Source organism: Streptomyces sp. WG7 (genome assembly GCF_049975785.1).
Lineage (GTDB): Bacteria > Actinomycetota > Actinomycetes > Streptomycetales > Streptomycetaceae > Streptomyces.
Map to the genome: position 1 here is coordinate 60,633 of NZ_JBNGGE010000001.1, position 13,180 is coordinate 73,812.

The 13,180-nt window shown below is 73.8% G+C and carries 10 protein-coding genes; 4 read left to right on the plus strand and 6 right to left on the minus strand.

Annotation, left to right across the window (positions count from 1 at the left end; translation table 11 throughout):
* Positions 1 to 12 precede the first annotated feature (12 nt).
* The 3 genes from ACP4J0_RS00265 to hutU are packed head-to-tail and all read right to left on the minus strand — an operon-like array spanning position 13 to position 4,255.
* A complete protein-coding gene (locus ACP4J0_RS00265) occupies positions 13 to 1,362 on the minus strand; it encodes a formimidoylglutamate deiminase (protein ID WP_426596540.1) in 1,350 nt (449 codons plus the stop codon).
* Complete coding sequence (locus tag ACP4J0_RS00270) at positions 1,359 to 2,576, minus strand: allantoate amidohydrolase (protein ID WP_426596541.1); 1,218 nt, start codon at positions 2,574 to 2,576, stop codon at positions 1,359 to 1,361. The genes ACP4J0_RS00265 and ACP4J0_RS00270 overlap by 4 nt, the downstream gene beginning before the upstream one ends.
* Positions 2,573 to 4,255 carry a urocanate hydratase gene (gene hutU / locus ACP4J0_RS00275; RefSeq protein ID WP_426596542.1) on the minus strand — a complete coding sequence of 561 codons (1,683 nt, stop codon included), beginning with the start codon at positions 4,253 to 4,255 and terminating at the stop codon, positions 2,573 to 2,575. The genes ACP4J0_RS00270 and hutU overlap by 4 nt, the downstream gene beginning before the upstream one ends.
* A gap of 323 nt (positions 4,256 to 4,578) precedes the next feature.
* Between hutU and ACP4J0_RS00280 the strand changes: the two genes are divergently transcribed.
* The gene (locus tag ACP4J0_RS00280; protein WP_426596897.1) at positions 4,579 to 5,928 is read left to right on the plus strand and encodes a diaminopimelate decarboxylase; all 1,350 of its coding nucleotides are present in this window, start codon (positions 4,579 to 4,581) and stop codon (positions 5,926 to 5,928) included.
* 268 nt (positions 5,929 to 6,196) lie between these two features.
* Here the strand turns inward: ACP4J0_RS00280 and ACP4J0_RS00285 are convergent, their stop codons facing one another.
* Positions 6,197 to 6,781 carry a hypothetical protein gene (locus tag ACP4J0_RS00285; RefSeq protein WP_426596543.1) on the minus strand — a complete coding sequence of 195 codons (585 nt, stop codon included), beginning with the start codon at positions 6,779 to 6,781 and terminating at the stop codon, positions 6,197 to 6,199.
* A gap of 120 nt (positions 6,782 to 6,901) precedes the next feature.
* The gene (locus ACP4J0_RS00290) at positions 6,902 to 7,753 is read right to left on the minus strand and encodes a MurR/RpiR family transcriptional regulator (protein ID WP_426596544.1); all 852 of its coding nucleotides are present in this window, start codon (positions 7,751 to 7,753) and stop codon (positions 6,902 to 6,904) included.
* A gap of 164 nt (positions 7,754 to 7,917) precedes the next feature.
* Between ACP4J0_RS00290 and ACP4J0_RS00295 the strand changes: the two genes are divergently transcribed.
* A complete protein-coding gene (locus ACP4J0_RS00295; protein WP_426596545.1) occupies positions 7,918 to 8,349 on the plus strand; it encodes a hypothetical protein in 432 nt (143 codons plus the stop codon).
* Positions 8,350 to 8,926: 577 nt separating this feature from the next.
* On the opposite strand, the gene ACP4J0_RS00300 is transcribed toward ACP4J0_RS00295, so the two are convergent.
* Positions 8,927 to 10,306 (minus strand): cystathionine beta-synthase, encoded by a 1,380-nt coding sequence (locus ACP4J0_RS00300; RefSeq protein WP_426596546.1) that lies wholly within the window; start codon positions 10,304 to 10,306, stop codon positions 8,927 to 8,929.
* Positions 10,307 to 10,474: 168 nt separating this feature from the next.
* Between ACP4J0_RS00300 and ACP4J0_RS00305 the strand changes: the two genes are divergently transcribed.
* Both ACP4J0_RS00305 and ACP4J0_RS00310 read left to right on the plus strand, forming a co-directional pair.
* Complete coding sequence (locus ACP4J0_RS00305; RefSeq protein ID WP_426596547.1) at positions 10,475 to 11,497, plus strand: SGNH/GDSL hydrolase family protein; 1,023 nt, start codon at positions 10,475 to 10,477, stop codon at positions 11,495 to 11,497.
* A gap of 250 nt (positions 11,498 to 11,747) precedes the next feature.
* The gene (locus ACP4J0_RS00310) at positions 11,748 to 12,968 is read left to right on the plus strand and encodes an acetyl-CoA C-acetyltransferase (protein ID WP_426596548.1); all 1,221 of its coding nucleotides are present in this window, start codon (positions 11,748 to 11,750) and stop codon (positions 12,966 to 12,968) included.
* Positions 12,969 to 13,180: the final 212 nt, after the last annotated feature.

The following is a 13,180-nucleotide window of genomic DNA, read 5'->3' on the forward strand; positions in this document are numbered from 1 at the left end:
GGGGGCGGTTGGTCATGCGCGGAGGGCTTCGACGGCCCGTGCGAGGGCGTCGGGCACATCGGGTACGAGGGTGTGCGCCCCGTCGCGTACGACGTGCCGTCCGCCCACGATCGTGTGCCGTACGTCCGCTGCCGTCGCGGCGAATACGGCTGTCTCGGCGCCGAGTCCGGGCAGCGGCCCCGCCGTCCTGACCGAGTCGAGGGCGACCGTGGTGAGGTCGGCGCGGGCGCCGGTCTCGATGGTTCCGGCGTCGTCCCAGCCGAGGGCGGCGTGGCCGTCGGCGGTGGCGGCGCGCAGCAGGGCGGCGGCGGTCCAGTGGCCGCGGGTGCGGGTGCGCAGGCGCTCGTTCAGCTCCATGGCGCGCGCCTCTTCCAGCAGGTCGACGACGGCGTGACTGTCGGAGCCCAGACAGAGCGGGGAGCCCGCCCGCTGGAGGGCGGCGGCGGGGCCGATGCCGTCGGCGAGGTCGCGTTCGGTGGTGGGGCACATGCAGGTGCCGGTGCCGCTGCCGCCGAGCAGGGCGATGTCCTCGTCGGTGAGGTGGGTGTTGTGGACGCCGGTGGTGCGGGGGCCGAGCACGCCGTGGTCGGCGAGGAGCCGGGTGGGGGTGCGGCCGTGGGCGTCGTGGCAGGCGTCGTTCTCGGCGGTCTGCTCGGACAGGTGCACGTGCAGCGGGGCCCGCCGCTCCTCGGCCCAGCGTGCCACGGTCGCCAACTGGTCGGCGGGCACGGCCCGTACGGAGTGGATCGCCGCCCCGATCCGTGCGTGATCCCGTTCCTTGAGAACTGAACAGCGTTCGGCCCAGGCATCCGCCGTTCCGTCGGAAAAGCGGAGCTGGTGGGTGTCCGGGGGCGCGCCGAAGCCGGAGGACAGGTAGCAGGTGTCGAGGAGGGTGATGCGGATGCCGGCGTCGGCGGCGGCCTCGATCAGGGCCTCGCCCATGGCGTTCGGGTCGGCGTAGGGGGTGCCGCCGGGGGCGTGGTGGACGTAGTGGAACTCGCCGACGGTGGTGATGCCGGCGAGGGCCATCTCGGCGTACACCGCGCGGGCCAGGTGGAGGTACGTCTCGGGGGTCAGCCGGTCGGCGACGGAGTACATGACCTCGCGCCAGGTCCAGAAGGTGCCGGAGCCGACCTGGACGGTGCCGCGCAGGGCGCGGTGGAAGGCGTGGCTGTGCGCGTTGGCGAGGCCGGGGAGGGTCAGTCCGCGCAGGGGCTCGGCGCCGGCGGGCGGGGCGGGGGTGTCCCGGTGGACGGCGGTGATGCGGCCGTCCCGCACGTCGACGGCGACGGCCGGCTCGACGTGGGTGCCGAGCCAGGCGTGCTCCAGCCAGTACGTCCGGGTCCGCTCGGTGGGGGTCACGTGCAGGCCAGCCCTTCCAGTACGTCGGCGAGTGCGCTCACCCCGGCCACGCAGTCGTCCTCGGCGGCGTACTCGGCCGGGGAGTGCGAGACGCCGGTGGGGTTGCGCACGAACAGCATGGCGGTCGGGATGCGGTCGGAGAGGATCCCGGCGTCGTGTCCGGCACCGGTGCCGAGTACGGGCACCTTGAGATCCGTGTCGTTGCCGAGGATGCGGGCGAGCTCGTCGCGCAGGGCGTGGTCGAACTCGACGACGGGGGTGAAGGACTCGCGTACGACGTCGAGGTCGACGCCGTGGGTGGCGGCGTACTCGCGGGCGGCCTGCTCCACCCCGCCGACCACGGTGTCCAGGCTCGCCTGGTCGGCGGCGCGGGAGTCGAGCCAGCCGCGGACGAGGGAGGGGACGGCGTTGACGCCGTTGGGCTCGACGGTGATCTTGCCGAAGGTGGCGACGGCGCCGGCGAGTTCGGCCTCGCGGCGGGCGGCGAGCACGGTCTCGGCGTAGGACAGCATGGGGTCGTTCCGGTCGGCGAGCCGGGTGGTGCCGGCGTGGTTGGCCTCGCCCCGGAAGTCGAACCGCCAGCGTCCGTGCGGCCAGATGGCGGACGCGATACCGATGCGGTCGCCGGACAGGTCCAGGGCGCGGCCCTGTTCGACGTGGAGTTCGACGAAGGCGCCGATGCGGGCGAGCCGCTCGGGGTCGGGGCCGATGGCGTCCGGGTCGTATCCGGCGCTCTCCATGGCCTGCGGGAGCGTGATGCCGTCGCCGTCGGTGAGGCGGTGGGCCTGCTCGGCGGTGAGGGCGCCCGCGGTGAGCCGGGAGCCGACGCAGGCGAGGCCGAAGCGGGCGCCCTCCTCGTCGCCGAAGTTGACGATGCCGAGGGGTCTGGTGAGGTGCGCTCCCCTCCTGCGCAGTTCGTCGAGGGCGGCGAAGGCGGAGACGACGCCGAGGGGCCCGTCGAAGGCGCCGCCGTCGGGCACGGAGTCCAGGTGGGAGCCGGTGACGACGGCGTCGCCGGCGGCGGGGTCGCCGAGCCAGGCCCACTGGTTGCCGTTGCGGTCGGTCTCATGGGCCAGCCCGCGTGCTTCGGCCTGCTCCCGGAACCAGGCCCGGCAGTCGGCGTCGGCGCCGGTCCAGGCGTGCCGGCGGTAGCCGCCGGTGGCGGAGCTGCGTCCGACCGGCAGCAGCTCCGCCCACATGCTGTGGAAGGTCACGCGTCGTCACCCTCGCGCGTCGTGTCGCCCTCGCGCATCGGCACCCGCACGTCCCGTTCGGCCGCCACGGACTCCGCGATGCCGTACCCGGCGTCGACGTGCCGGATGACGCCCATGCCGGGGTCGTTGGTGAGGACGCGGCGGATCTTCTCGCCGGCGAGCGCGGTGCCGTCGGCGACGGTGACCTGCCCGGCGTGGATGGAGCGGCCCATGCCGACGCCGCCGCCGTGGTGCAGGGAGACCCAGGAGGCGCCGGAGGCCACGTTGACCATGGCGTTGAGCAGCGGCCAGTCGGCGATGGCGTCGGAGCCGTCGAGCATGGCCTCGGTCTCGCGGTACGGGGAGGCGACGGAGCCGCAGTCGAGGTGGTCGCGGCCGATGACGACCGGCGCGGCCAGCTCGCCGCTCGCGACCATGTCGTTGAACCGCTCACCGGCCTTGTCGCGCTCGCCGTAGCCGAGCCAGCAGATCCGGGCGGGCAGGCCCTGGAAGTGGACGCGCTCACCGGCCATCTTGATCCAGCGGGCGAGGGACTCGTTCTCGGGGAAGAGGTCGAGGATCGCCTTGTCGGTCTTGGCGATGTCGGCGGGGTCGCCGGACAGGGCGGCCCAGCGGAAGGGGCCCTTGCCCTCGCAGAAGAGCGGACGGATGTACGCCGGTACGAAGCCGGGGAAGGCGAAGGCCCGGTCGTATCCGGCGAGCTGGGCCTCGCCGCGGATGGAGTTGCCGTAGTCGAAGACCTCGGCGCCGGCGTCCTGGAAGCCGACCATGGCCTCGACGTGCCGGGCCATGGACTCGCGGGCGCGGGTGGTGAAGCCGGCCGGGTCCTTGGCGGCGGCGTCGGCCATGTCCTCGAAGGCGATCCCGGTGGGCAGGTAGGCCAGGGGGTCGTGGGCCGAGGTCTGGTCGGTGACCATGTCGATGGGGGCGCCCATGGCGAGCAGCTGCGGGACCAGCTCGGCGGCGTTGCCGAGGACGCCGATGGACAGCGGCTCGCGCCGGTCGCGGGCCTCGGTGGCGATCTGGAGGGCGTGGTCGACGGAGTCGGCCTTCACGTCGAGGTAGCGGTGCTCGATGCGGCGGTCGATGGCGCGCGGATCGCAGTCGATGCAGAGGGCGACGCCGTCGTTCATGGTGACGGCGAGGGGCTGGGCGCCGCCCATGCCGCCGAGGCCGGCGGTGAGGGTGATGGTCCCGGCCAGCGTGCCGCCGAACTTCTTCGCGGCGACGGCGGCGAAGGTCTCGTAGGTGCCCTGGAGGATGCCCTGGGTGCCGATGTAGATCCAGGAGCCGGCCGTCATCTGCCCGTACATGGTCAGGCCGAGGGCCTCCAGGCGGCGGAACTCCTCCCAGTTGGCCCAGTCGCCGACCAGGTTGGAGTTGGCGATGAGGACGCGCGGGGCCCACTCGTGGGTCTGCATGACGCCGACCGGGCGGCCCGACTGGACGAGCATCGTCTCGTCCTGCTTGAGGGTCCGCAGCGTCCGCACCATCGCGTCGAAGGAGCGCCAGTCACGGGCCGCCTTGCCGGTGCCGCCGTAGACCACGAGCTTGTCGGGGTGCTCGGCGACCTCGGGGTCGAGGTTGTTCTGCAGCATCCGCAGGGCGGCCTCCTGCTGCCAGCCCAGGGCGCTCGGCTGCGTACCGCGTGGCGCTCGGACAGGACGGGGTCCGGACATGTCTGCCTCCTGGTGGCTTGCTCCCGGCGGATTGCTCCCGGCGGTTTGTTGCTGCGGATATTCATATCCTCACCTCATGAATAGAACTAGTCAATACGTCCGTGTCGCGGCACGGACGCGTCGCGGGTGTTTGGCTGGATGTGCGGGGCAGGCATCGGGGCGGGCCGGCAGGCGACGAGGACGAGGACGAGGACACGGAGGATCGCGTGAGCGACGGCACAAGCACGCCGACGGGAACGGGCACGGGGACGGGGACGGGGACGGGGACGGGGACGGGGACGGGGACGGGGACGGGGACGGGGACGAACGGTGATCCGGGCGTCATCGACGCGGCGCGGGCCGCGCGGCGGGACCGGGCGGTACGGGCGGCCGTGGAACAGGGGCTGCTCGGACCCGACGCTCCGATCGTCGGGCTGCTGGACGTCGCCGGGATACGGGAGTCGGCGGCGGCCCTGCGGGCGGCGTTCGAGGCGGTGACGGCGCCCGGGACGCCCGTGCTGCACGCCTTCGCGGTCAAGGCGACCCCGCTGGTCCCGGTCCTGCGGCTGCTGCACGAGGAGGGCATCGGCGCGGAGGTCGCGAGCCCGGGTGAGCTGGCGCTGGCACGGGCGGCGGGGGTGCCGCCGGAGCGGACGGTGCTGGACTCGCCCGCCAAGACGCCGGGCGAGCTGCGGGAGGCACTGGCGCTGGGCATCGCCGTCAACGCGGACAACCCGCAGGAGCTGGCCCGCCTCGACGGTCTGATGACCGAGGGGGCGAGCCGCTCTCCGCTCGGCATCCGGGTCAACCCCCAGGTCGGCGGGGGTTCCATCGAGGCGCTGTCGACGGCGACGGCGACGTCGAAGTTCGGGGTGGCGCTGCGCGACGAGGGGGCGCGCGAGTGGGTGGTGCGGGCGTATCTGGACCGGCCGTGGCTGACCCGGCTGCACGCGCACACCGGGTCACAGGGCATCCCGCTGCCCCTGATGGCCGAGGGCGTGGCCGCGACGTACGGGCTCGCCGAGGAGATCAACGAGCGGGCCGGGCGCCGGCAGGTGGACACCCTCGACATCGGCGGCGGGCTGCCGGTGAACTTCGCGTCGGACGAGACGACACCGACGTACGCCGAGTACGCGCGCGTGCTGCGCGAGGCGGTGCCGGGACTGTTCGACGGGCGGTACGGGCTGGTCACCGAGTTCGGGCGGTCGCTGCTGGCCAAGCACGGCACCGTGGTGGCGCGCGTGGAGTACGCCAAGAGCGCCGGGGGGCGGCCGGTCGCGGTGACGCACGCGGGCGTGCAGGTCGCGACGCGGACGGTGTACGCGCCGGGGGCGTGGCCGCTGCGGATCGCCGCGTACGACGGGAAGGGGCTGCCGAAGGAGGGGCCGGACGTGGTGCAGGACGTGGCGGGGCCGGCGTGCTTCGCGGGAGACCTGCTGGCCGTGGGGCGCGCGCTGCCGCTGCTGGAACAGGGGGACCATGCGGCGGCACTGGACACGGGGGCGTACTACTTCGCGCACCACTACGCGTACAACTCGCTCGCGCGGCCCGGGGTCTACGGGTTCGCGGTGGACGGTCCCGAGGGGATTTCCTTCGCGACCGTGCGGGAGCCCCAGGCGATCGAGGAGATCGTGGCCGAGGCGGGAGGAGCGCACGCCGACGCGCTGACGTCGGCGCCGTGGGGGGCTCGGTAGCGCCAGATCCGTCGGGGGCTCGGCAGTCCCAGATCCGCCGGAAGGCTCGGCAGTCCCAGATCCACCGGGGGGCTCGGTGGCCTTCAGTCCCCTCACGGCCGGTCCCACGCGACCGGTCCCACGCGGCCGGTCCCACGCGGCCGGTCCCACGCGGCCGGTCCGACGCGGCCGGTCCCTCACGGCCGGTCGCGGCCACCGGGCGGGGCCGCACGAGGTCGCAGCGACGCGCCCCTGACGGCGCGCCGCCCCGGCGGCCCCGGTCAACGGATCAGGCCGGCACCGCCGTCTTGCGCCGTGCGCCGCCCGGGGCCGCGTCGCCCGCCGCGATGCCGGTGCTCCGGTAGGCGCGGACGGCCTTGCCCGCCGGACGGCCGGCGTTGCGGGCGAGCCAGTCGACGCGGACCCACAGGAGGGCGTCCTCGGCCTGTTCGCGCCGGCCGATCCAGGCGGACTTGAGCCACAGGCCGGCGCCGCATCCCGCCATGAGCAGTCCGGCGGCCGCGGGGACGGCGAAGGCGCTGCCCAGGGCGGCGAGGAAGGCGAGGAGCAGCCACCAGCGGTGGCCCCGGCGCCAGTTGCGCACGGTCACCGCGCGGTCCTGGAGCACGTCGTGCTTGCCCGCGCGGACGGCCGGGCCGGCCAGCGCGGTGTACCGCCTTCGGCGCACGGACGCGACGACGGCCGTCGCGACGATGAACAGCGCGGCACCGGCCAGGACGCCGATGCGGCGTCCGGTCAGTCCCGGCACCAGCGCCCCGATGCCCGCCGCGAGTACGCCCAGCCACCACAGTGGCGCCGCCCCCGCCCGTACGACGACGGCGACCCGAGCCAGCCCCTGTCCTCCGCGCGCCACGTCCGGCCTCCTGTTCCGTTCTGCTTCCCGCAGTGCGTCCGATGGGTGTGCGGCGAGGCAGGTTAACGGGAAAAGGTGAGACGAGTCTGAGAACGAGCCCGCCGGGGCCGGCGCGCCACGTCAGTCCACGAAGAGCCCCCGCGCCGCCGCCTTCGTGTCGAATTCCTCCAGCCGGGCCTGGGCGTCCGGCAGGTCGTCGCACATGGCCTCCAGCAGCACCCGGCCGAGCAGCATCGGCGCGCAGGCGGTGTCGAAGGCGAGGCCGGTGCCGACGGCGGCGGGCAGCAGCAGGTCGGAGACCTTGGCGACCGGCGCGAAGGCGGAGTCGGCGACGGTCACCACCGTGAGTCCCGCCTCCTTGGCGTGGGTGAGGGTGTCGACGACCTCGCGCGGGTGCCGGGGCAGGGCGAAGCAGAGCAGGGCCGTCGCACCGGCCCGGACGGCGGCGTCGATGCGGTCGTGGAGCATCGTGCCGCCCTCGCCCAGGAACCGGACGTCCGGGTGGACCTTGGCGGCGAAGTAGGCGAAGCCGTGCGCCTGGGCCGCCGCCGCCCGCAGCCCGAGGACCGGCAGGGGCCGGCTGGCCGCGAGGGTCCGGCCCGCCTCCCGCACCGGCCCGGGGTCGGCCAGCGCCTCCGCCAGATGGCGCAGGTTCTCGATCTCGGCCTCCACGGCTTGCTGGTACTCGTTGCAGGACCCGGTGTCCGCCGCCGGTTCCGCGGGGGCGACCTCGCGCAGGTGCCGGCGCAGCGCCGGGTAGCCGTCGAAGCCGAGGGCGACGGCGAAGCGGGTCACGGACGGCTGGCTGACCCCGGCCAGCTCGGCCAGCTCCACGCTGGACAGGAAGGGCACGTCCGCGGCGCGCCGCACCATGCTGTGCGCGATGCGCCGCTGGGTCGGCGTCAGCCGGTGCCCCTCGAAGAGCGCCTGCAGCCGCGCGGCCGGACCGTCGGTCCCGGTGCTCCCGCTCATGATGTGTGCTCCCCCTCGCTCGCTATTCACCGTCCCCGGTTTATGCATACCGTTATACAGCGGGGCGGCGGCGCACACGACGCCCGCCGGTCGTGTGCGCCGCCGCCCGGAAACGGGGGCTAACCCCAGCGCCGCCGGCGCCCCGGCTGCCTACCGTGGGAGGCATGACGGAGACGAACGGGCAGGACACCGACCTCAAGAAGGAACTCGACGCCACGCTGCAGACCCGCAGGGAGCTCGGCAAGGAGTACGAGTCCGCGCTGATCGACTCGTTCCTGGAGAAGGTCGACCAGCGCATCGACGGCACGGTCGAGCGCCGGGTGCGCCGGCTGCTCGCCGAGCAGCAGATGGCCGCGGCGCGGGACAGCCGGTCGCCGAAGCCCACGGACTCCTTCGGCGAGCGCTTCGGCTTCGGCATCGTCTCGTTGGTCCTCGCGGTGCCGCTGTCCGGGATCGGCGGCGGCGTCGCCGGCCTCTCCGGACTGCTGGTGGCCTGGGCCGGCATCGTCGGGGTGAACGTCGTCCAGGCCGCCCGGACCAGCCCCGCTCTCTTCGGACGGCGCCGACGCACCAGCGAGGACGCCTGGGAGGACTGAGCCGGGGCGGCACGGGGGGGGCGGAGTACGTCGCGCCGACCGGGGGAAGACTGCGCGGGGACCGCCGCACCCCCATCACTGGGGGGCGGGACGACGGCGGTCCCCGCGGGGGGACGCGCGCGGTGCCGGGCCTCACGGCCGGGGCGGCGCGTCCGTGGCGTCCATGGAGGTCCGGGAGCCGCTCCGGAAGGTCCTTGGCGCCGTTCGGTGCCGGCCAGGACGGGGAGCCGCTCCCGCCCTGCCGACAACCGCTACTCTGCCGGGCCCGTGTTAAGCGTGTGCTGCGCGAACGTGTCGCGCGCGTACCACTTCCGCGAAGTCCGCGAAGATCACCGGGCGCCTCGGATCAGGCCGGACGACCGCGAGTCCACCCGGCGTTCACCGCGGCTTCCCGCGACCTGCCGCGCCCCCGCCGGCCTCCCTCCGCCCCCTCGGCTCCCCTCCGCCCGCTCGGCTCCCCTCGGGCCCTCTCGACTCCCTCGGCTCGCTCGGCCCGCTCGACTCCCCGGCTCCCCGGCTCCCCGGCTCCCCCGGCCTCCCTCGGCCCTCTCGCCTCACCGGCTCTCCCGGCCTCCCGTTACTTGGCGAGGAAGGACAGCAGGTCCTGACGGCTCACCACACCGGTCGGCTTGCCCTCGACGAGGACGATCGCCGCGTCCGCAGTGCCGAGCACCGACATCAGGTCGGCGACCGGTTCGCCGGAGCCGACCTGCGGCAGCGGGGCCGACATGTGCTTCTCCAGCGGGTCCTCCAGCAAGGCGCGCTTGGCGAACAGCGCGTCCAGCAGCTCGCGTTCCACGACCGAGCCGACGACCTCGGCGGCCATCACGTCCGGGTGGCCGGCGCCGGGCTTCACGATCGGCATCTGCGAGACGCCGTACTCGCGGAGCACCTCGATGGCCTGGCCGACCGTCTCGTCCGGGTGCATGTGGACGAGGGAGGGGATGGAGCCGCCCTCCTTGTGGTTCAGGACGTCGGCGACGCGCGCGCTGGAACCGGCGTCCTCCAGGAAGCCGTAATCGGCCATCCACTCGTCGTTGAAGATCTTGCTGAGGTAGCCGCGCCCGCTGTCCGGGAGGAGCACGACGACCACGTCGTCCTCGCCGAGCCGCTCGGCGACGCGCAGCGCCGCGACGACGGCCATGCCGCAGGAGCCGCCCACCAGCAGCCCCTCCTCCTTGGCGAGGCGGCGGGTCATCTGGAAGGAGTCCTTGTCGGAGACGGCGACGATCTCGTCGGCGACGTCCCGGTCGTACGCCGTCGGCCAGAAGTCCTCACCGACGCCCTCGACGAGGTAGGGGCGCCCGGAGCCGCCGGAGTACACCGAGCCCTCGGGGTCGGCGCCGACCACCGCGACCGCGCCGTCGCTGACCTCCTTCAGGTACCGGCCGGTGCCGGAGATGGTGCCTCCGGTGCCCACGCCGGCGACGAAGTGGGTGATCTTCCCCTCCGTCTGCTCCCACAGCTCGGGGCCGGTCGAGTGGTAGTGGGAGAGCGGGTTGTGCGGGTTGGAGTACTGGTCCGGCTTCCAGGCGCCCGGCGTCTCGCGGACCAGCCGGTCGGAGACGTTGTAGTAGGAGTCCGGGTGCTCGGGGTCGACCGCCGTCGGGCACACGACCACCTCGGCGCCGTACGCGCGCAGTACGTTGATCTTGTCGGTGGAGACCTTGTCAGGGCAGACGAAGATGCACTTGTAGCCCTTCTGCTGGGCCACGATCGCCAGGCCCACGCCCGTGTTGCCGCTGGTGGGCTCGACGATGGTGCCGCCCGGCTGCAGGGCTCCGCTCTGCTCGGCGGCCTCGATCATGCGCAGGGCGATGCGGTCCTTCACCGAGCCGCCCGGGTTGAAGTACTCCACCTTGGCCAGGACGGTCGCCCTGATGCCCTTGGTCACGCTGTTGAGCCGCACCAGCGGGGTGTTGCCGACGAGGCTGATCATCGAGTCGTGGAAATGCACCGTGGTCTCCGGATGCTGCAAAAGGTGTGGTCGTTATCGGTCCGGCCAGCCTATGGCCTGCCGGCCCGCCCGTGCCCCGTGACGGTCGTTCACTCCCCGTTGAGATTGGGCGACCGTCCGTACGGGGCAAGCACTGGGTGTACGGGTTGGAGGAGGTGGCGGCGACGTATGACGAGTATGTCGAGGGCGAGGGTGGCCCGGCGGATCGCGGCCGGCGCGGCGTACGGCGGCGGCGGCATCGGGCTGGCCGGTGCGGCCGCGGTCGGGGTGCTGCTGGCGGAGGTGCAGCTGGCCAGGCGCCGGGTGGGCGTCGGCACACCCGACCGGGTGCCGAACGCGGAGGGGCTGTACGGCGACACCCTGCCGGCGGGCGGCGAGCCGCCGCTGCGGCTGATGATGCTGGGCGACTCCACGGCCGCCGGGCAGGGCGTGCACCGGGCCGGGCAGACGCCGGGTGCGCTGCTGGCGTCGGGACTCGCGGCGGTGGCGGAGCGGCCGGTGCGGCTGGGGTCGGTCGCGGCGCCGGGGGCGTGTTCGGACGACCTGGACCGGCAGGTGGCGCTGGTGCTCGCGGACCCCGGCCCGGCGCCCGACATCTGCGTGATCATGATCGGCGCGAACGACGTCACCCACCGGATGCCGCCGACCCGCTCGGTCCGGCACCTGTCGGGGGCGGTACGGCGGCTGCGTACGGCCGGCGCGGAGGTGGTCGTCGGCACCTGCCCGGACCTGGGGACCATCGAGCGGGTGCGGCAGCCGCTGCGCTGGGTGGCCCGGCGGGCCTCGCGGCAGCTGGCGGCGGCGCAGACGATCGGCGCCGTGGAGCAGGGCGGGCGCACCGTGTCGCTGGGGGACCTGCTGGGCCCGGAGTTCGCGCAGAACCCGCGGGAGCTGTTCGGCCCCGACAACTACCACCCCTCCGCCGAGGGGTACGCCACGGCCGCGATGGCGGTACTGCCGTCGGTGTGCGCCGCGCTCGGCCTGTGGCCGGCCGACGAGGAGCGTCCCGACGCGCTGCGCCGCGAGGGCTATCTGCCGGTGGCCCGGGCGGCGGCCGAGGCCGCGTCGGAGGCGGGCACGGAGGTCGCGGCGGCGATGCCGGCGGGGCCGCGGGGACCTTGGGCGCTGCTCAAGCGCCGTCGGCGGCGGCGGGTGGCGGAGGCGGAACCCGCCAGTCCGTCCGGCGTGTGAGGACGAGGCCGTTCAGTCCGACGGGTGTCCCGGGGGCGCAGCCCCCGGGTACGCCCGCCATCGGTTCCCGCAGCGGGCCAAGCAAGCGCTTAGAAAGTTGCGGTCCATGTCACACCCCCGCACCCGTGACCCAGCCCATACGGCCGGGTAACTTCCCAACCAGCCCCGCCCGCCGACCCGTCGCCCGACCGCCACCCCCGCACGAGGCGCTGCGCGCCGTCCCTCGTACCGACTCGCCACTGGAGCCGTGATGCCCGAAGCCGTGATCGTCTCAGCCACCCGCTCCCCCATCGGCCGCGCCTTCAAGGGCTCCCTGAAGGACCTGCGCCCCGACGACCTGGCCGCCACGATCATCCAGGCCGCCCTCGCCAAGGTCCCGGAGCTGGACCCCCGGGACATCGACGACCTGATGCTCGGCTGCGGTCTGCCCGGCGGCGAGCAGGGCAACAACCTCGGCCGGATCGTCGCCGTCGAGATGGGCATGGACCACCTGCCCGGCTGCACCGTCACCCGGTACTGCTCCTCGTCCCTGCAGACCTCCCGCATGGCCCTGCACGCGATCAAGGCCGGCGAGGGCGACGTCTTCGTCTCGGCCGGCGTCGAGATGGTCTCCCGGTTCGCCAAGGGCAACTCCGACAGCCTGCCGGACACGCACAACCCGATCTTCGCCGAGGCCGAGGCCCGTACCGCCGAGGTCGCCCAGCAGGAGGGCACCACCTGGCACGACCCGCGCGAGGACGGGCTGGTCCCGGACCCGTACATCGCGATGGGCCAGACCGCCGAGAACCTGGCCCGCGCCAAGGGCATCACCCGGCAGGACATGGACGAGTTCGGCGTCCGCTCGCAGAACCTCGCCGAGGAGGCCATCAAGAACGGCTTCTGGGAGCGCGAGATCACCCCGGTCACGCTGCCCGACGGCACGGTCGTCGCCAAGGACGACGGCCCGCGCGCCGGGGTCACCCTGGAGGGCGTGGCGGACCTCAAGCCCGTCTTCCGCCCCGACGGCCTGGTCACCGCCGGCAACTGCTGCCCGCTCAACGACGGTGCCGCCGCCCTCGTAATCATGAGCGACACCAAGGCCCGCGAGCTGGGCCTGACCCCGCTCGCCCGCATCGTCTCCACCGGCGTCTCCGGCCTCTCCCCCGAGATCATGGGCCTGGGCCCGGTCGAGGCGAGCAAGCAGGCCCTGTCCCGCGCCGGGCTGACCATCGGCGACATCGACCTGGTCGAGATCAACGAGGCGTTCGCCGCGCAGGTCATCCCCTCCTACCGCGACCTCGGCATCCCGCTGGAGAAGCTGAACGTCAACGGCGGCGCCATCGCCGTCGGCCACCCCTTCGGCATGACCGGCGCCCGCATCACCGGCACGCTGATCAACTCCCTCCAGTGGCACGACAAGCAGTTCGGCCTGGAGACCATGTGCGTCGGCGGCGGCCAGGGCATGGCCATGGTCATCGAGCGCCTGAGCTGACCGTCCCACGGCTCCGGACGACCGCCCGAGGCACTGAGGGACTGTCGGTAGCGCCCGGAGGACCCACCGTGACACCACGACCCGGAACCCGGTACGCCCAGGGTTCCGGGTCGTCTTGTGACCCAATCTCCCCCAGGATGTGACCTACCTCTCCAGACCCTTGATTTACGCAGGTCAGACCAGCCACACCCGCACCCCTCGGACCCAAAGCC